Raw genomic sequence first — 18,092 nt, 5'->3', positions numbered from 1 at the left:
GGCTATGGGCACAACCCGTAACCCACCGGTCTCCTCTCCCACGTATCCGAATATTCCCGGACTCGTTCAGCTCTGTCTTGGCGCCACGGCGATCAGCTTTTCCGCGGTGTTCGTCAAGGTCGCCCACGTGGGGCCCTCCGTGTCGGGTATGTACCGGACCCTGTTCGGCGGGTTGCTTCTCCTTTTGGCGACCCTCTTAAAGCGGGAACAGTTCGTTCCATCAGGCCGCTCCATCTTTCTATGCGGCGTATGCGGCTTGTTTTTCGCTTTGGACCTCTGGTTCTGGCACCGGAGCATTCATTACATCGGTCCGGGGCTGGCCACCCTGTTGGCCAATTTCCAGGTGTTCTTTCTGGCGATCATAGGCATAATCCTGTTCGGAGAGAAGCCCTCGTGGCGGTTCGTGGCCGCTGTCCCTTTAGCGATTACGGGCCTTTCTCTGATCGTGGGGCTCGATCTCGGGGGGCTGGCTTTTCAGTACAAGATCGGACTTATCTTCGGACTGATGACCGCGGTCTGGTACACGGCCTATATCCTGCTTTTTCGAAAGTCGCAGAATGAACTGCGATCCCTGTCCGCCATGGCCAATCTGGCCTATATTTCATTATTCACGGCGCTGCTCTTTTTTTTGGAATCCACTTTCCGGCACGAATCGCTGGTCATTCCGGACGCGCAAACCTGGCTGGCCTTGCTTGCCTACGGCTGCCTCTGCCAGGCCGTGGGATGGATGCTGATCGCCAAAGGACTCTCGAGAACGCGGACTTCTCTGGCCGGACTGATTCTTTTGCTGCAACCGACCTTGTCGTTTGTCTGGGACGTTCTGTTTTTCGATCGGCCAACGACGCCGGTGGAAGGCTTGGGGGCGGCGCTGGCCATAGGAGCCATCTATATGGGTATCACCGGCCGGCGTGGGATATCGTGATTAAGTCAGATTCCTTATTCGCGGTATCGACGATATCTATTCCATATATATCAGAGAGCTTCTTTAGGTGTTTTAACGGTTTGACTCGATCTTCATAAACCGTTTCGAGCCCCATTCCCACCGTTTTCAGATTACTCAGCTTCAAAATCCCTAACCCGGCGCCTAACGATACAAATGTCATAACCAAAAAAGCCACAAAGAGCCGTCTCTTTGTCTTTGCATATTTATCATAGAAGATATGGCTTTTCGCCATGGCGCTTACCCTTCTAGAGGTGATCGCTGAGGCTCCAGGCCGGCATTTTTGCCCCTGAACTCTGTTTGAAAAGACAAGGCCTCATCGTAAAAGAAATGCGACTTCCAACTTATATAACTGAAACCGAACCTGTTCAACGCCTTCCGAACAACGATCCCGTTACAGCCGAATCGGCGCCCGGTCATCGATCGGATAACGGCACGGGCCGATCGATTTCACTGCCTACCTGAATTCGCAGTCCCTTCCGTGGTCCTCGGTTATGTGTTCGTCGCAATAAGAAAAGCCCTCGAGAGACATCTTCGTCTCCGGGGCTTTGTTTTGTTACATCCGCGTGGAACGCATGCTCGTATCCGTCCGAGAAAAAAGTCACGAATAGGAACATCGAGTCCTATATTAAGCAAGCTCCTCTCTTTCGGTCAAGTGTTCTTTCTCGTTCAACCGGTCTTCCTTTTCAGGGCATCTGAAGCGATCCACTCCATGGAATCACGCTTCATCGTACGTCAGATCCTCTTCCGTAACCTTGGCCTTGAACAACCTGTACGCCCAAAATTGGTAAAGCAGCACGACCGGCGTGAAGATCACGGCCAGGACGAACATGATCGTGAGAGTCTTTGGGCTCGAGGCGGCGTTGTACACAGTGACATTGTATGCCGGATCGATGCTGGACGGGAGCATATTGGGATACAATCCGACGATTCCGTAGAACGTAGCTCCAACAATGGTCAGGGCCGAGGAGAACCAGGCCTTCCACAGCCGGCCCTTTGCAAGATAGAACTTGACTCCCAGCAGGCACACTACGGTGAACGCAAGCACCAGAAACAGAGCCGGATGGGCCAGATAGTTGTCATAGAGTCGTGTGGCGAAAGCGCCGGCCAGGATTAGAGCCACGGCCGCGCCCAAAAGCACCCACCAGAGTCCATGAGCCGTTTTGAGCGCCCGATCGTGCAAATCTCCCTCGGTTTTCACAGCGAGCCATATGCTTCCATGCACCAGAAAAAACGTCAGAAAAAAGACGCCCCCGAGCAAGCCGTAAGGGTTGAGTAGCGTGAACAACGTTCCCTGATAGATTCCCATCCCGTCAATGGCGATTCCTTTGAAAATATTGGCGAACGCCACCCCGAGCAACAGTGCCGGGACGAGACTTCCCAGGAACGCGAACCCGTCCCACATTTTCCGCCAGGTCGGGTTTTCCACTTTGCTGCGAAACTCGAAGGAAACGCCCCGTAGAATCAGAGCGAACAGCAACAGCATCAGAGGCGTGTAAAGGGAACTGAACATGACCGCGTAGGTTTTGGGAAACGCGGCAAAGGTGACCCCGCCTGCGGTTATGAGCCATACCTCGTTTCCGTCCCACAGGGGGCCCATAACATCGTACATAATCCTTCGCTCGGTATCGCTTTTACCCATGAACGGCAGAAGCGTGCCGATCCCCAGGTCGAATCCGTCCGTTACAAAGTAGACAGCCCACAACAGTCCCCAGAGCAAAAACCAAATCGTTGGCAAATCCATGCTATTTTCCTCCTTCCGGTGTTCCTCGTTTCAACCTTTTGCTTTAACCAATGATCCCTCAAGCAGTCTTTGGCTGAGGTCCCGCTTTGATAAATCGGACCAAGAGATACCCCGCGGCGCAAGCCAGCAGGCTGTAGATAACGATAAATCCGATTAACGTGCCGGCGGCCTGGGAAACGGATATATGGGATACCGCATCGGAGGTTTTCATCAGGCCGTACACCAGCCACGGCTGACGCCCGATTTCCGCCACCATCCAACCGAGCTCAATGGCTACGTATGGAAGGAACATGGAATAGAGCATCAGTTTCAAATAGCCGGGGCTTTCCGTCAGCCTGTTCCGTTTTAACCAGCCGACGACCATGAGAAGAACGAAGTAAAATCCAAGGAATGCCATGATCTTGAATGAAAAGAACGTGGGAGCCACCGGAGGACGTTCGTCTCTGGGGAAGTCCATGAGTCCCTTCACCTCGGCCTTGCTGTCGTGGAACGCCATCCAACTCAGGAAGCCCGGAATGGGTAGAGCCTCGACGGAATTTCCCTCGTTGTCCGCATCCGGCCAGACCAACATGTACATGGGTGCGTTGGATTCCGTTTTCCAGTGGGATTCCATGGCCGCCAGTTTGGCCGGCTGCGTATGGGCCAGATCCGCCGCATGGTAGTGCCCTTCAATGACTAAAAATACGGAAACGACGAGACCGAAGGTCAGAGCCATTCGGAAGGATCTGGTGAAAAACTCCAGGTTCTTTTTTCTGAGAAGATGATAGGCGCTTACGCCCATGACGAAGAACGAACTCAACAGGTATGCGGCGGCAATGACATGAAAAAACATGAGGATGGCGTACGGGTTGGAAGCAACGGCAAAGAAGTCGGCCAATTCCGCCCGGTTGTTGCGAATCACATAACCCACGGGGTGCTGCATCCATGAATTGGCCGTCAGTATCCATACGGCCGAACCGGTGGATGCAAACGCCACGAGCCACATGACGAACGCGTGAGCTTTCCTGGACAGTTTCTTCCAGCCGAATATCCATACGCCGATCATCGTCGACTCCAGGAAGAAGAAGCCCAACGCCTCGATGGCCAACAAGGAACCGAAAATGTCGCCCATGAACTCCGAATATCTCGACCAGTTGGTTCCAAACTGGAATTCGAGCGTTATCCCCGTAACGATGCCCATGACGAAATTGATGAGGAAGACCTTTCCCCAAAACCTGGTCATTCTCAGGTACGTCTCGTCCCCCGTACGCGCGTACTTGGTTTCCATCAGCGCCACCATCACGGATAGTCCCAGCGTCAGCGGCACAAACAAGAAGTGGTAGAAGGCGGCTGCGGCGAACTGCAGTCTGGAAAGCATCAACACATCCATCACGTTTCTCCTCTTTTTATGGGGTATGACAACCGACTTGGGTGTAAACTAGTGTCAGGGCTTTCCATCTTCCGGGGATGCCAGACAGGTCCCCTGGTCGAGAAGTCGAGCGAAAGTGGCTCGGCGTAGCGTATCTCGAACCTGCGACCGAGCCTCCAGCCACACACGATGCACGGTGCATGTCGGGCTTCGCCGACAGGAATCCGGACGCACCACACAATCGTTCAGTCCGATTTCTCCGTTGATGGCTTCGACGACGTCCAGCAGCGTGATCTCATGGGGAGAGTGCAAGAGCCTCAACCCTCCTTTGGACCCCTGCACTAGCTCGACAAGGCCGTGACGCGCCAGATCCTGGGCGATCTTTCCCAGGAATTCGTAAGGAATATCCATTTCCCGGGCGATTTGCTTGCGGCTGCAAACCTCGCCGGTCCGTTGGGAACAGAGGTAAAGAATGCAACGAACGGCGTATTCTCCGGATCGCGTAAGTCTCATGCGGCCTCCAATATAGGATAAATATGATCTTGTTTGTCTTATATTAGATAGAACGAACGGCCCGAGTCAAGGTTTTTTTGGGACTCGGGCATTTTTTTGTGAGCATGCCGGCCTCGAAACGCGAACGTGAGACACCACCCTGGGGCCGGATCGTTGCGACCGGGATGGATGGAGAAATCATCCAGACCCGGATGGACGGTCGACATGGTAGAACCTTATCCGGGGACCTGCGTCACCACACGCGCCCGGCGAGTTGTAGAGTCGACCGCGGCAAACCGATCGAGCGTTCTCTCTCTACCCATCATTCCCTGTCGGAAACGAAACACCGCCATGCATAACCAGTCCGCAGAATAACGCCGTAGGAGAGGGTCCTCTTTTGAGGGTGTTGAAATCGCTTGACAGCCAAAAGGGGCTCGCATAGCCTTGAAGCGGATACTCCAGCGATGCATTCCTTTGACTGGAGCAAAACATGCCGAGAGAAACCGGGAGTGGTTTCATTCATTGTTTTCAGGATCCACTCCGGTGATGGGTTTTTTTTCTTGTCTTTTTCCGCTTTGAAGCCGCCCCGCCCGAAACCTGTCCGGTGTGAAAGGTTCCCTTGGTCTTCCTGTGGAGTTTAGCGATGAGTTTCAGTATTCTTTTTCATAACACAGACAAAACGTTCGAGCTCTTAAAACCCGAAGCCGTGTCCATGGAGTCACTGGATCCCTCAAACTTCGCATGGTTGAATTTCGACCTCGAGGATTCATATGATGTAACCTCTTTTATTTGCTCTCTCGGTATCCCGGAAGAAATCGTCCGGAACGCCTTATATCCGGGAGAGCCCTTCTATTACCGCCACCACCAGAAGTATCTCATCGACCTCGTGCAAGTCTGTCAGAAAGAAGGAGACACGATTGGCTGCACTCCCTTGGTAATCGCCATGAACGACCGAGCCATCGTCACCGCGCATCGCGGGCCTTCAACCTACGTTGAAAGGGTTTTGTATACCTACGAGGAATCGTTCAAGTCCGTGGGAAGGACTCCGGGATTCATTTATTTCCTGTTCTGGGACGCCATGGTGGACGGCTTCCTGCCTCAAGTATTCAGCATCGATGAAAGGCTGGAGCAACTGGAAGTGGCCTATCTGAAGGGAGACAAGCCCGAGGGAATATTGGACGAAATACTCGGCGCCAAACAGATGGTTCGTTCACTCAAGAACAGCCTCTCTCCCATGCAACGCTCCATGCGTCATCTGGTGGCGGCCAAATTGGAATTGATCCACGATGAAGCGCACAAATATCTCCGCGGGATTTTCGATCATATGGACAGTCTTGGAGCAACCATCGATTCCCTGCAAGAGCGCGTGCACGCAACGCTGGCAGGATACAACTCGTTGCTGTCCCAGCAGATCAACAGCTCCATGAAGGTGCTCACCATCATTGCAACGATCATGATGCCGCTCTCGTTGTTGGCGGGTATTTATGGAACGAATTTCGAGAACATCCCTGAATTGAAAGTTCCCTATGCGTATTTCCTGTTTTTGGGGCTTCTTGTCGCTTTGGCATTGGCCATGCTGTTCATGTTCAAGAAGAAGAAATGGCTGTAGCGCTTTTTCCCATCTGCGAATACGGTCCGCGCCCGGGCCGGTCTCTCCGATGCGGCAAGCGATGAGGTCGCCCGCCATGGCGCTGGAAGAGTCACCCAAAAAGAAGAACGGTGCTGTCTGATCCTGTTTCGCGCGCCGGGTATTCTCCGGAATACCCCGTTCAGGCAGGACGAGCGGGTTGGGTGTCCAGCACTTCCCTAAGCTTGTGAGACAACCGTTCTATGTTGAAAGGTTTTTGCAGGAATCCCCTGCATCCCTGCTGCATGAGGCCGCTCACTTCATCGTCGTCGCTGAATCCGGTTGCGATCATCACCCGTATGTTTGGATCGATGCTCCTCAGCAGATTAAAGGTTTGGACGCCCCCAATGCCCGGCATAATCATGTCCAGGACAACGAGAGCGATATCGTGTTGTCGTCGCCGGTAGATTTCAGCCGCATCGAAACCACTGCGGGCCGTCAGTACGTCGTAGCCCAACGCCTTCAGCATTTCTTCTTCGGCGTTGACCACCATCTCCTCATCGTCCACAACCAGAACCGTTTCGGTCCCTTTAAGCAGTTTTGAAGAAGAACGTTCCGAACGCGTAGCCGCCTCCTTGGAGGCAGGCAAATAGAGCCGAAACGTTGACCCTTCGTGTTCGACGCTGTTCACGGTAACAGCGCCGGAATGATATTGCATGATACCGTAAACGGAAGCCAGACCCAGCCCGGTACCTTGGCCGGGACCTTTCGTCGTAAAAAAGGGTTCGAAAACACGCTTTTGCGTATGCTCATCCATCCCGACGCCCGTGTCGGAAACCGAGATGGTAACGTAATCACCGGTTTTCACTCCCAGCGATTTAGCCTGCGTTGCGTCCACGGATACGTTTTTTGTCTCGAGGGTGAGGTCTCCCCCGCCTTCCATGGCCTGCCATGCATTAACGTAAAGGTTCAGCAGCGCTTGCTCGATCTGCCCAGGTTCCGCGTCGATGTTCCAGACGGCTTCCTGGTAGTTCTCATGGATCGTGATTTCTTTCTTGGTGCGCCCGAACATGCGCGACGATTGCTGAACCAGTTCATTCAGGTCTATAGACCGCGCTTTCTTGGTGCTGCCTTTGGCCAGATCCAGGAGCTGCCGGGTGAGTTCCGCCCCGCTTCGGACCTGCCGATCGATGAGCTGTGCTCGTTCGTAATCCGGGCTGTCCACTTCGTTATTGAGCAGGATCAGGGAAGTATAGGCTTGTATGCCCATTAGAATGTTGTTGAAGTCATGGGCGAGGCCTCCGGCCAGAGTACCGATGGCTTTCATTTTATCCGCCTGCTGGAGCTGTTTCTCGAGCTGTTTTCGCCGGCTCACATCCCTGGCGACTCCATGGGTCACCGCCCGTCCCCCGGAGTATTTGGAATGGGGCGACGTGTCCGGAAAGACGGGCAGATCCATCGCTACATTTCGGATCTCGAAATGCTTCGCAAGGACCGCGCCGTTCTCAGCTTTAAGCCGAATGACTTCTCCATTGCGGGTAGGGCCGGATGTGCCCGGTTCCTCGAACAGATCTCGGGCCTTCTCGAGATCCTCCTCGTACACAATGGAAGAATAGTGCCGCCCAATGAGATCGTCGGTGAGGTATCCCAATGACTTCTCGACTACGGAGTTGATGAACGTGAACCGACCGTTCTTATCCAGAGCGTAAATGATGTCGGGTGAATTCTGCACCAGATACCGGTAGCGCTCTTCGGACAGCTCGAGCATCCCGTCCAACGCTTTTTTCTCGGCTTTGAGGCGCTTATGATTGAGGGCGTTTTCAATCGTGCGAAGCAGTTCCTGATGCTCGAAGGGCTTCCTGAGATAGTCGTAAGCACCTCTGCGTATGGCGTCGATGGCCGAATCCATGGTCGCGTAGCCGGTCATGATGATGATAAGCGTCTCTGAGCTGCGACGTGAGAGGGCATCCATCACTGCATAGCCATCCATGTCCGGCAGGACGACATCCAGGAGAACCAGATCATAGATGTCCTCCGAAAACATCCTGATGGCCTGCTCTCCGTCATACGCCTTGAATACTTCGTACGGCTCCCTGTTCAACAGGTAGTGCAGGCTGTCGCACATCATTTTCTCGTCATCGACAATGAGAATTCTTGGCGGCGAAGCCATTCGATACTCCTATCGAGTCTAAACTACCCCTTAGGAATCGGCAGTAGGATCTTGAAGGTCGTACCCGTCTCTTTGTCGCTTTCGAAGCGAATGGCGCCTTTGAGTTCGCTGACCAGATTGTGGACAATGGACAAACCCAAACCACCATGCCCCTTGCTCTTGGTGGTGACGTAAGGCTCGAAAATTCGCGCCTTGAGTTCATCCGGAACACCGGGGCCGTTGTCAGCGAACGTAATTTCCGCGTAGATCGGATAAGAGTCCTCGAGTCTGTCGGCAATTATTTCTGAGCGCGGAGGGACACAGCGGGTCCTGATACTGATGTTTCCTCCGGCTGAAACGGCTTCCACGGCGTTCTTCATCAAATTGATGAATACCTGCTTCAAAGCCGCTTTGTCACTGCGCATCACCGGCAGGGACGGGTCCAGGTCCAGCTCCAGGCCGATATTTCTAAGCTGCTTGAGCGATTCCCCCGTCAGCCTCGCGAGGTCGGCCAGGAGCGAATTCAGATCCACCTGATCTTTGTGTGGACGTCGAACGGCGGAAAAGTCGGATAGCTGGCCTATTATCTGGACAACGCGATCGATCTCGTCTTTGATGATCCTCAGATCTTCATGGGCCGGATGTTCCTCGTCGAATTTCGTTCTCAAGATCTGTAAGTAGTTTTTTATGATGCCCAACGGATTGTTCGCCTCATGGACCACCCTTCTGGCGACCGCCGTTGCGGCGGCGAGGCGCTCCGTTTGCACCAACTGAGATTGAGCCTCCCTCAGTTGATATGCATAGACGGCAGCGGCCGCCTGGCATGCGAACATGTTCAGCAGGTTGGTTCTTTCCGAAAGGCGCCCGAACTCGCTTCTGTTCACGCCGAGGACGATGGCTCCCACGGGCTTTTTGTGCGCGGTCATCGGAAGGCATAGAATACCTTCCCTGCCGGTGGCGCGAATCAGCTGCTCGTCCGCAATCGTCGCCGACGTTTCGTTTTCCGGGCTGAAAGAGTCCGTGGGCCTTCGGGATGCCAGACACTTCGCCGGAAGGCTCGTCTGTTCCTCGAAAGGAACGACCAGATCGAACTTCAAGTTCTCCCGCCCTTCACGTCCATCCGCTCCCACCAGCAGATTTGTACTCTCGTCATAGATAAACAGGAAAAGGTCGTGCACGTCGAACAGGATCTGCAAACCCTGTCGAGCGACTCTCAGGATTTCAGTTTCGCTGTGCGCTTCGAGAAAATGGCGGGCCGTGCCGTATAACAGCGAAATATCGCGGATTTTCCGGGCCATGGTCTTGGCCTGGTCCAGGTCCTGCTTCGAGTCCCGATCGGCCAGTCCTTTGTCCGCCTCGATCTCGATTTCCATGGAACCGGCTACGTCGACCACTTCTTTTTCAGCCTTGGAAAACAATGCTTCTACGTCGGAACTCGAGAAACCGAAGAGTTCTTTGGCAACCTTCAACTTCTTCTCGAGGCTCGTTGCGGGAGTGGATATCAAATTGGCGAGAAAGATGATCCTCACCAGCGGAAGGGAATGCAAAATGCGTTTGGGAAGTTCGTGGTGATACAGTACGGCGTCCGCCATGAACGTGGGGAGCTTCCACTGATGAAGCAGCCACGATCCCACCACGGTATGGGCTCCACCCAGTGCCTCCTCTTCAGAGAGAAGCGCTTCGGGATCGCCTCCCGCCGTCTCGAGGATGCTGCTGTACTCCTGCGGGCAATTGGCCCAAATAGCCAACTTACCCAAATCGTGGACCAGTCCGGACAGGAACGCATCCTCCGGAGCCCCGTAACGTACTCGATTGGCGATGAGCCGAGCCGTGACGGCGCACATGAGCGAATGCCACCAAAAGGCTTTCAGATTGAACGTCGCATTGCCGTCGAGTCGCTTGAACGCCTGGTAGACCCCGGTGGAAACAGCGATGTTCTTTATGGCGTCCATCCCAAGCACGAGAATCCCGCTCTCTATGGACTCCACATTTCGATAGAGACCCGTGTAAGCCGAATTCACCAGCTTTAGGACTTTCGAACACAGGGATGGGTCTTTTTCAATGATCTCCGCCACATCACGGAAGCTGGTATCTTCCAGATTGCAGATTTCTATCAGTTTGATCAAAAGACCCGGCAGCGTCGGAAGGTCTTTGGATGAAACGATTCTATCGATGAGTGGGATGTCTGGCTGCGACCTCTCGGCAAACATGAATCTGATCTATTCCCCGTTGGGCATTCAACCGCCGGTTACAGAGCCCGGATTCATCGAATCACTTGCCGCCGACGGCTCTGAAGCGAATCCTTCGGGCCTCGGGCATGCCCCCGGATCGAATCTCAATCGTAAGGGCCGCCATGATCGTTCCACCTCGCGAGACATTCGCCCGCCCCCTTCGGTGACCTATAGTAAGATTGAGCAAACGCGGACCGGCTTATGCATCTTTGCGGCGTACTATATTTCTCGGGTGTAGTTTAGAATACAATCTAAGGCGTTTTCAAGTTAAATGTCTGTTTCGAAGGCATATTAATGGATAAAATAGGCACTTTGTTCATTCTTAGACTAACGTTTCGAGAAACACCTTATCTGAATGGGTGCTCTTTCAATCTACACTTCAGTTCTTACGTGAGTAGTATTTTTGTCTTTGGAGTAAAACTAGAGAAACTTCAGAAGAGAAGATTCAGCCCTTCCCTAAAGTGAAGAACTGATCCTTTGGTAACTTGAATAGGCTTTGCGCCACGGATATCCTTCCCGCTCGAACCACGTTCCCCTTTTCATCATACAATAAGGAAGCACACCGGAAGTAAGAGAGTATAACATAAAACAACAAAGCAATGACACTATATGTAGCATGAAATCTATCAATACACTACCGTATGTGGTGGTTCGCCTCGGACAAGGGACGGCCACCCTATACTTGTCGGCAGAGCCGTTCCCGATCCCGTCGCGTTCATAATTCCCGTTCTTCCCACCCCCGCATCGAGCCGACAGACCTCCTCTCCGCAGCTACGCCCTTCGCACGTCCGCGTGTATGGTTTTGAAAGGGTATGCGGAAAACACGTCTTCCGGAGTCTTCTCCCGCAAATAATCATCTTCGTTCAAGTTTGTCCTCCGCCATGGTATCTCCTCCTTTCGGCCGGAATTGTCGATTCCATCTAATCAAATCCGGCAATCGCGGCCGTTGGAATCAAGCCGGGTCCCTGAATCAGACTCGGAGCCATCAGGCGGGGCGGTTTATGGAGGCGTTCCAGAGGGGCAATCGCCCCAAAAAAAAGGGGGCAATAAGCCCCCTTTTTCGATAACATACTATGTAACCAGTTGATGTTACCCGCCCACGGCGTTCAATATTGCAGCCGCCACCATTAGTGCGAAACCTACGATCAGCACCCGGTACATCCGGGCCATGAATTCGGTCCTTCCATCGAGTTCAGGCTGGTGACCGCCACGCCTTGAATGGGTCCCAGAAGCCATATTGCCCCCTTCTACGCGTGTTGTCCATACGCCCCGTTGCGCCCTCATTCATTCCACAACAGGGCGAGGTCGCTAACCTCTTCTATATCCCTCTTATTTATTCCAAAACCCATTGCATGGCAAGCGAAAAACGCACTGATCATGCACGCCCCATCGTCGAGGGCCTGCACGGCGGACTTTCACGCCAACACTTTCCATGGTTTTTCTTGATTTTTCCATCTTTCTTCTTATTCTAACGCTAACGGGAGAAAGGGATAGTTCACCCTTTGGCCGACGACTCTTGATGCTCCTCGAACGCCAATCTACTCCTTAAAATATACCGCAAAGCGGAGGCGCTCTCCGGAGGTCGGAGGCCCGGTTCGATCCTGTGCATACGCGCCGACTCGGTATGGATGTGCTGAACCGGTCGAAGCTCGCACAGGATGTCGATCGCTCGCAACTGAATTTGGACTCGGATGGACGTTATGATTCTTGAAATAGGCATGATTGTGGGGTCCTATCTGATAGGATCCATACCAACGGGTGTAATCATCGCTCGATTGTTCGCGAGAGTGGACATCCAAACCCAGGGAAGCAGGAATATCGGGGCCACGAACGTTACGCGCGTGGTCGGAAAAAAGGCGGGTCTACTCACACTTCTGGGAGACGTAGCCAAGGGAGCCTTGCCTGTCTGGGCAATGACCGCCGTGGTCGGCGCCGACCAAGCCGCCTCCCAATGGTGGATTGCGGCCGTCGGCGCAGCGGCTTTCACAGGACATCTCTTCCCTTTGTATCTTCTGGGCCGAGGCGGAAAAGGAGTCGCCACGGCTTTGGGAGTGTACCTGGCCGCGGCGCCTTTTGTCTTGGCGGGGTGCCTGGCCGTATTTCTGGCCGGAGCCGTCACCACGCGATACGTATCCATGGGCTCGATTCTCGGCGCCGTGAGCTTGCCGATACTCGCGCTCTGGAAATACGGCGCCGGGCCTTTTTTCTGGATGAGCTGTTTCATCTGCCTATCGATCATTCTAAAACACCATGAAAACATCCGCCGCATCTTGAAGGGGGAAGAGTCCAGGTGGAATGAACCTCGAAACGAAACCCACATCGGCGGAGGAAGCTGACTTCCGAGTATCGCCGCTTCGGCCGCGGAAAGGGCCATTTAAAGGAGGGAGACCATGGAAGTGACCATTCATCAATCCAAACTATCCCTGATCAACGGGGACATCACCGAGGAGGAAACCGACGCCATCGTCAATGCGGCCAATTCAGGCCTCCGCGGAGGGGGGGGCGTGGACGGAGCCATCCACCGAAAAGGAGGTCCTTCCATTATGGAGGAATGCCGTCGGATCGGGGGATGCCCTACCGGCAGCGCCGTCATTACTCGAGCAGGGAAGCTGAAAGCAAAGCGGGTCATCCATGCCGTGGGCCCCATTTGGTCGGGCGGGAGCCGGAATGAAGCCCGTCTTCTGGCCGGGGCATATCGCGAAAGTCTGAAACTGGCTTCCGAACACCGGTTGGAGAGCGTGTCATTTCCGTCCATCAGCACGGGCGCTTACGGATATCCCCTGGAAGAGGCGGCCGAGGTGGCTCTCTCCACTGTGATCGAATACCTGAAGGAGCATCCGGAGATTGCCCTCGTTCGCTTCGTTCTCTTTGGTGAGTCCACGTACGACAGGTATGCGGAAGTGCTGAAACGCATCGTTTGACGTACGGACTGCGCCTTCCTTTGATCTTGACACATCTCTCGAGCCCCGGTTAAGAATAGCCTTCGGGCTTTCCGCAGGAGAAAGCTGATTTCTGCTGTTTGCAGGGAGGAAATCGTGCGGATCATCTCCGTAGACGAACTTCATCCGGATTTTGCTGAAGAGATCATTGCGCAGCCCGGCGGCGAGGGGATCCGTCGCTGTTTTGCCTGCGGAACGTGCACCATGAGTTGCCCCGTCCGAGAAGTAAACGAAGCCTTTAATCCCCGTCGTTTGATACGCATGTGCCTTCTGGGTATGAAGCAGGAGGTGCTGCAAAGCGATTTCGTCTGGTTGTGTTCGAACTGTTACGCCTGCCAGGAAAGATGCCCCCAGGGAATTCACATTGCCGAGCTTATGCGCGTGCTGAAGAACATGGCCTATCGGTACGGTAACGTTCCGCAAGGCGTCCGGACGCAGAAAGAACGAATCCTCCAAATGGGGCGCATTTACGAAATCAGCGAATTCGACAATAAGAAACGCCAAAAACTGGACTTGCCGGAACTGCCTACCTGTATCGAAAACGTGGGTGTGCTGCTGGCGGAAGATTAGCCCACCGATGGGGCGGCAACGTGTAGTCAATCCTATGGTACAGGTAGTGTGATGGCTTATGCTCTTTTTCTGGGTTGCACCATCCCGGCTCGAAGCCGGAACTACGAGGCCTCGGCACGACAAGTGTGTGGGGCGCTTGGCCTCCGGCTAGTGGACATTCCCCAGTTTGCCTGCTGCGGATTTCCGATCAAGTCCATGGATTCGGAAGAGGCGCTCACACTTTCCGCCTTCAATCTGGCGTTGGCGCTGCGCGAAGGGCTTGATGTTCTTACGCTGTGCAGTTCCTGCGGATCCTCGCTGGCGGAAGCCGCCAAGCTTTTGCAGGAAAACGTCCCTCTCAGAGAGCGCGTCAATATCAAGCTGGCGCGTATCGGACTGAGCTACGGAGGAGGCGTGAAGGTACGTCACATCGTTCACGTGCTTCACGAAGAAGTGGGTCTGGAAACCATCGGTAAGAAGATGGTTACGGATCTTTCGGCGCTGCGCATCGCTTCGCATCACGGATGTCATTTTCTGAAGCCCTCGGAGATACATCACTTCGACGAAGTCGAGGCGCCGCGTTCCCTGGATCGGTTGACGGCGCTCACCTCGGCCGAGCCGGTGAACTACCCCGGAAAGACCAAGTGTTGCGGCGGACCGGTCATGGCGTCCGACCCGGACACAGCCGTGGCTGTGGCCCACGGCAAGCTGAACGCCCTCGCGGACGTGCAAGTGGATGCGTTGACCCTGGCGTGTCCCTTCTGTTCGGTCATGTACGAATCGAATCAGATCGGAGCGGACAGCGAGTCGGGTCATCGCGTCGAGCTTCCGGTCCTGTTCATCACGCAAGTGCTCGGGCTGGGAATGGGATTGAGTCCCAAAGACCTGGGATTCAAACAGAACGTGATTAAGCCAAAGGCCCTGCTCGCCAAGCTGGGATTATAGGGTCGGAACGGCGAAGTTCCGGGAGCCGTTTTGAAATCTTTCTTTGTTATTGCACATTCAGAGTCGCGCAGGTTCAAATGACGGACATGAACGCTTTCAACACTTTACAACCTGCGGTCCTGATTCTGGGAAGCGGTATCGCCGGACTCCAGGCAGCGCTGGATCTGGACGAATTCGGCGTGGCGTCCATCATTCTGGAGCATGAAGCCGAGGCAGGCGGCCTATTGAATAGACTGGATAAACTCTTCCCCACCAACGACTGTGCGGATTGCGTGCTTTCAGGACGTTTGGAAGATGTTGCGCTTCGGCCGCGAATACGAATTGTGCCTAATGCACGCCTTTTATCGGTTTCCGGCGAGGCGGGAGCATTTCAAGCGACCTTTGCGGTTGCACCCCCCGATGGCGCAACCGTTGAAGAAACGGTGCGCGTCGGCGCCGTCATATTGGCGACGGGTTGCGAGGCCTTCGATGCGTCCCTTAAACCCGAGTGGGGCTACGGACGCTTTCCCAACGTCGTAACCGGCTTGGAATTCGAGCAATGGATGCGTCCGGGCAGAACGCGTACCCGAGGGTTGCTCCGCCCTTCCGATGAAAAGGCGCCTCGGAACATAGCGTTCCTGCAGTGCGTAGGATCCCGGGACGAGACCTGCGGGCGCGGATATTGCTCGTCCGTCTGCTGCGCCTTCGCCGTCAAGGAAGCCATATCGGCGCATGAACTTGCTCCGGACGTCAAATCAACCCTGTTTTTCATGGACGTTCGGGCTCATGATAAAGGGTTGGACGACTATTTCGAGCACGCGCGGGAGCGGCACAATTTGGCCTTCGAGTACGCCAGGGTCGCCGCCGTCGAAGAAGTGGGGGGATCCGGGAACCTCCGCCTGGTCTGCGAGTCCGAAGGCGGAATCTACAGGGACGAGGAGTTCGACCTGGTGGTGCTCAGCGTAGGTCTGGGACCTTCCGAGGAGGCGCAACGCACGGCCCGCCTGTTGGACGTGGGACTCGATCGCTATGGTTTTTGCCGCACGTACGATTTCTCTCCGGTCGAGACTTCAAGGCGGGGGATTTACGTTTGCGGCTCGTTTCAAGGCCCCAAAGACGTGGCCGAAAGTCTCGTCCAGGCATCCGCGGCGGCGGCGGCCTGTGTTCGTGACCTGGGTACGCCGGCTGCGACGAAGTTCGATGTCTCCACGATTTCCAGGGAGGATCCCGGCGTAGCCCGGATCGGAGTGTTTGTTTGCCACTGCGGGCTCAACATGGGGAAAGTACTGGACCTTCGAGAGATCGCAGAGGCGGCGGGGAAACTACCCGGAGTCGTGCACGCCGAAGAAATGATGTTTGCATGCTCCGATGCATCTCGATCGCAGATCCGCTCCCGTATCGAATCGGAACGATTGAATCGCATCGTCGTAGCGGCCTGTTCGAGCCGGGTCCTTGGCCGACTCTTCGAGAACAGTTGTATCGACGCCGGACTTCCGGCCCGCTTTGTTGAAATGGCCAACCTGCGGGAGCAGTGCGCCTGGGTGCACCAGGGCGCCGGGAACTCGGCTCGGGAGAAGGCCGTCAGACAGATCATAGGCGCGGTAACGTCCGTGGCTCACAGAACCGTTTCAGAAGGTACGGCTGTCGCCTGCCGGGACAACGCCCTGGTCGTGGGGGGCGGTGTGACCGGTTTATACGCCTCCTTGGAATTGTGCCGCCTGGGGGTTCGCACCACTCTGGTGGAGCAGTCCGGTGAGTGGGGCGGGAATGCGCGCCGCCTGGTCTCGAGTTGGTCGGGTCAGCCCGTCGGCTCTTTCATAAAAGATCTGGTCGCACAGGCCGGGCGCGAGGAACTTCTGGAGCTGGTCCGGAACACCACCGTCGAGGAGGTCCGGGGCCGGCGCGGCGACTTCACCTCTGTGCTCAAAGACGGTTCCGGCCGGAGCAGGACCATGGAACATGGTGTCCTGCTCATTACGACCGGGGCCGAGGAGACGATTCCTGAGGAATACAAGTTCGGCGAACATCCTTCTATTATGACGCACCTGGAGTTCGACGATCTTGTCCGGAACGAGAACGTGGAACTGCGGGACCCGAACACCCTGATATTCATACAATGCGTGGGTTCGAGAGAACCCGGACGCCCCTATTGCAGCCGCGTTTGTTGCACGCATTCCATCAAGAGCGCCCTGGCCGTCAAGCGCGTGAATCCCGAATCCCGCATCTTCATTTTATATAGGGACATACGGACCTATGGTTTGCGGGAGGATCTTTACAGGGAAGCTCGCGAAAAGGGCGTTTTCTTTGTGCGGTTCCACCCTGAACGCAAACCCGCCGTCGAAATTCGGGACGGCCGTATACAGGTGACCGTCAGGGACGAGCTGCTGAAAGCCGAGCTTCAAATCCGTGCGGATCGACTGGTCCTGGCTTCGGCCATCCAACCGGTCGTATCCAGGTTCTGGGAAGGCGTCGAAGGATGTGAGCCGGATGAGTACGGATTTCTGAAAGAGGCCTCAATGCCCATGAGTAGTGTCGATTTAGGCGTCGGAGGCGTGTATGTTGCAGGAATGGCCCAGTCTCCCAAATCCGTTGACGAAGCGATCGTTCAGGCGCAGGCGGCTGCGGGGAGAGCCGTCGCCTGGCTTCGAAATTTCCAGCGGACGCGTTATAGTGCGGTGGTGAATGAAGACCTGTGCAGGGTTTGTCTGGCGTGCGTTCGGGTATGTCCTTACGGCGCTCCCGCGGCGAAAGAACGGGGAAAAAGTCATATCGACCCGGTCCTCTGTCGCGCGTGCGGTGTCTGCGTAAGCGAGTGCCCTGCGGAAGCGATCTCCATGGATTCCACTTCGAACAAAGACCTTTCAGCACAGATATCCGCTCTTCTGGCCTCGTGAGACCGTAGGGCCATGTCGGACGAAGACTGGATGCACATCCCCGTGCCGTGCCCCTTTGTGGTGTACGAATGAACGGGGCCGAGGATGAGACGTAGGGCGGTTTTTGCCGAGCGGGGGCTCGGCGTTCCCAGGGGAGCGACAGGAGCGGAAGCGTGATTGTATGTAGGGTCGGTCGCGCCACGGCATAGTCACGCCCTGGGCGTGACGAAGCCTGGTCGCGAACCGCCCCTGCAAAACGACACGAAAATGCGCAGAAGGGGGTTTCAAAGCCGTTCCTGCGGATCCGGCGTTTTCTCCTGTTCAATGGGGAAAAAA

14 protein-coding genes are annotated in these 18,092 nt (G+C 55.1%); 7 read left to right on the top strand and 7 right to left on the bottom strand.

Going from position 1 to position 18,092, the window contains the following annotated elements; translation table 11 throughout:
* Positions 1–4: 4 nt before the first annotated feature.
* Complete coding sequence (locus HY788_22525) at positions 5–922, top strand: DMT family transporter (GenBank protein ID MBI4776921.1); 918 nt, start codon at positions 5–7, stop codon at positions 920–922.
* On the opposite strand, the gene HY788_22520 is transcribed toward HY788_22525, so the two are convergent.
* The 4 genes from HY788_22520 to HY788_22505 all read right to left on the bottom strand — a co-directional run bounded on the left by HY788_22520 (position 897) and on the right by HY788_22505 (position 4,545).
* The gene (locus HY788_22520; GenBank protein MBI4776920.1) at positions 897–1,175 is read right to left on the bottom strand and encodes an MCP four helix bundle domain-containing protein; all 279 of its coding nucleotides are present in this window, start codon (positions 1,173–1,175) and stop codon (positions 897–899) included. The two genes, HY788_22525 and HY788_22520, sit on opposite strands and share 26 nt — an antisense overlap.
* Before the next feature lie 483 nt (positions 1,176–1,658).
* The gene (gene cydB / locus HY788_22515) at positions 1,659–2,684 is read right to left on the bottom strand and encodes a cytochrome d ubiquinol oxidase subunit II (GenBank protein MBI4776919.1); all 1,026 of its coding nucleotides are present in this window, start codon (positions 2,682–2,684) and stop codon (positions 1,659–1,661) included.
* Between the two features lie 58 nt (positions 2,685–2,742).
* Positions 2,743–4,056, bottom strand: coding sequence for a cytochrome ubiquinol oxidase subunit I (locus HY788_22510; protein ID MBI4776918.1), 1,314 nt, complete (start codon positions 4,054–4,056; stop codon positions 2,743–2,745).
* 51 nt (positions 4,057–4,107) lie between these two features.
* The gene (locus HY788_22505; GenBank protein ID MBI4776917.1) at positions 4,108–4,545 is read right to left on the bottom strand and encodes an Rrf2 family transcriptional regulator; all 438 of its coding nucleotides are present in this window, start codon (positions 4,543–4,545) and stop codon (positions 4,108–4,110) included.
* A gap of 622 nt (positions 4,546–5,167) precedes the next feature.
* On the opposite strand from HY788_22505, the gene HY788_22500 reads away from it, so the two are divergent.
* A complete protein-coding gene (locus HY788_22500; GenBank protein MBI4776916.1) occupies positions 5,168–6,133 on the top strand; it encodes a hypothetical protein in 966 nt (321 codons plus the stop codon).
* Positions 6,134–6,293: 160 nt separating this feature from the next.
* Here the strand turns inward: HY788_22500 and HY788_22495 are convergent, their stop codons facing one another.
* From HY788_22495 to HY788_22485, 3 genes are all read right to left on the bottom strand, one after another.
* A complete protein-coding gene (locus HY788_22495) occupies positions 6,294–8,261 on the bottom strand; it encodes a response regulator (GenBank protein MBI4776915.1) in 1,968 nt (655 codons plus the stop codon).
* 23 nt (positions 8,262–8,284) lie between these two features.
* On the bottom strand, positions 8,285–10,450 hold the full coding sequence (locus tag HY788_22490; protein ID MBI4776914.1) for an HDOD domain-containing protein: 2,166 nt from the start codon (positions 10,448–10,450) through the stop codon (positions 8,285–8,287).
* A gap of 1,110 nt (positions 10,451–11,560) precedes the next feature.
* A complete protein-coding gene (locus HY788_22485) occupies positions 11,561–11,707 on the bottom strand; it encodes a hypothetical protein (GenBank protein MBI4776913.1) in 147 nt (48 codons plus the stop codon).
* A 464-nt stretch (positions 11,708–12,171) separates the two neighbouring features.
* On the opposite strand from HY788_22485, the gene plsY reads away from it, so the two are divergent.
* From plsY to HY788_22460, 5 genes are all read left to right on the top strand, one after another.
* On the top strand, positions 12,172–12,807 hold the full coding sequence (plsY, locus tag HY788_22480; protein ID MBI4776912.1) for a glycerol-3-phosphate 1-O-acyltransferase PlsY: 636 nt from the start codon (positions 12,172–12,174) through the stop codon (positions 12,805–12,807).
* Between the two features lie 54 nt (positions 12,808–12,861).
* A complete protein-coding gene (locus HY788_22475) occupies positions 12,862–13,392 on the top strand; it encodes an O-acetyl-ADP-ribose deacetylase (GenBank protein ID MBI4776911.1) in 531 nt (176 codons plus the stop codon).
* Between the two features lie 114 nt (positions 13,393–13,506).
* Positions 13,507–13,980, top strand: coding sequence for a 4Fe-4S dicluster domain-containing protein (locus HY788_22470; GenBank protein ID MBI4776910.1), 474 nt, complete (start codon positions 13,507–13,509; stop codon positions 13,978–13,980).
* Between the two features lie 51 nt (positions 13,981–14,031).
* On the top strand, positions 14,032–14,904 hold the full coding sequence (locus HY788_22465) for a CoB--CoM heterodisulfide reductase iron-sulfur subunit B family protein (protein ID MBI4776909.1): 873 nt from the start codon (positions 14,032–14,034) through the stop codon (positions 14,902–14,904).
* A gap of 77 nt (positions 14,905–14,981) precedes the next feature.
* Positions 14,982–17,777 carry a CoB--CoM heterodisulfide reductase iron-sulfur subunit A family protein gene (locus HY788_22460; GenBank protein MBI4776908.1) on the top strand — a complete coding sequence of 932 codons (2,796 nt, stop codon included), beginning with the start codon at positions 14,982–14,984 and terminating at the stop codon, positions 17,775–17,777.
* Positions 17,778–18,092 lie beyond the last annotated feature (315 nt).

The organism is Deltaproteobacteria bacterium, from assembly GCA_016208165.1.
Lineage (GTDB): Bacteria > Desulfobacterota > Desulfarculia > JACQYL01 > JACQYL01 > JACQYL01.
The sequence above is the reverse complement of the archived record's forward strand: the minus strand, read 5'-3'. Positions and strand labels throughout refer to the sequence as shown.

Coding starts and splice junctions, on each gene's coding strand:
- HY788_22465 (MBI4776909.1), top strand. CDS start 14,032: ATGGCTTATGCTCTTTTTCTGGGTTGCACCATCCCGGCTCGAAGCCGG.
- HY788_22490 (MBI4776914.1), bottom strand. CDS start 10,450: ATGTTTGCCGAGAGGTCGCAGCCAGACATCCCACTCATCGATAGAATC.
- HY788_22525 (MBI4776921.1), top strand. CDS start 5: ATGGGCACAACCCGTAACCCACCGGTCTCCTCTCCCACGTATCCGAAT.
- HY788_22460 (MBI4776908.1), top strand. CDS start 14,982: ATGACGGACATGAACGCTTTCAACACTTTACAACCTGCGGTCCTGATT.
- HY788_22520 (MBI4776920.1), bottom strand. CDS start 1,175: ATGGCGAAAAGCCATATCTTCTATGATAAATATGCAAAGACAAAGAGA.
- HY788_22500 (MBI4776916.1), top strand. CDS start 5,168: ATGAGTTTCAGTATTCTTTTTCATAACACAGACAAAACGTTCGAGCTC.
- HY788_22475 (MBI4776911.1), top strand. CDS start 12,862: ATGGAAGTGACCATTCATCAATCCAAACTATCCCTGATCAACGGGGAC.
- HY788_22495 (MBI4776915.1), bottom strand. CDS start 8,261: ATGGCTTCGCCGCCAAGAATTCTCATTGTCGATGACGAGAAAATGATG.
- cydB (MBI4776919.1), bottom strand. CDS start 2,684: ATGGATTTGCCAACGATTTGGTTTTTGCTCTGGGGACTGTTGTGGGCT.
- plsY (MBI4776912.1), top strand. CDS start 12,172: ATGATTCTTGAAATAGGCATGATTGTGGGGTCCTATCTGATAGGATCC.
- HY788_22505 (MBI4776917.1), bottom strand. CDS start 4,545: ATGAGACTTACGCGATCCGGAGAATACGCCGTTCGTTGCATTCTTTAC.
- HY788_22485 (MBI4776913.1), bottom strand. CDS start 11,707: ATGGCTTCTGGGACCCATTCAAGGCGTGGCGGTCACCAGCCTGAACTC.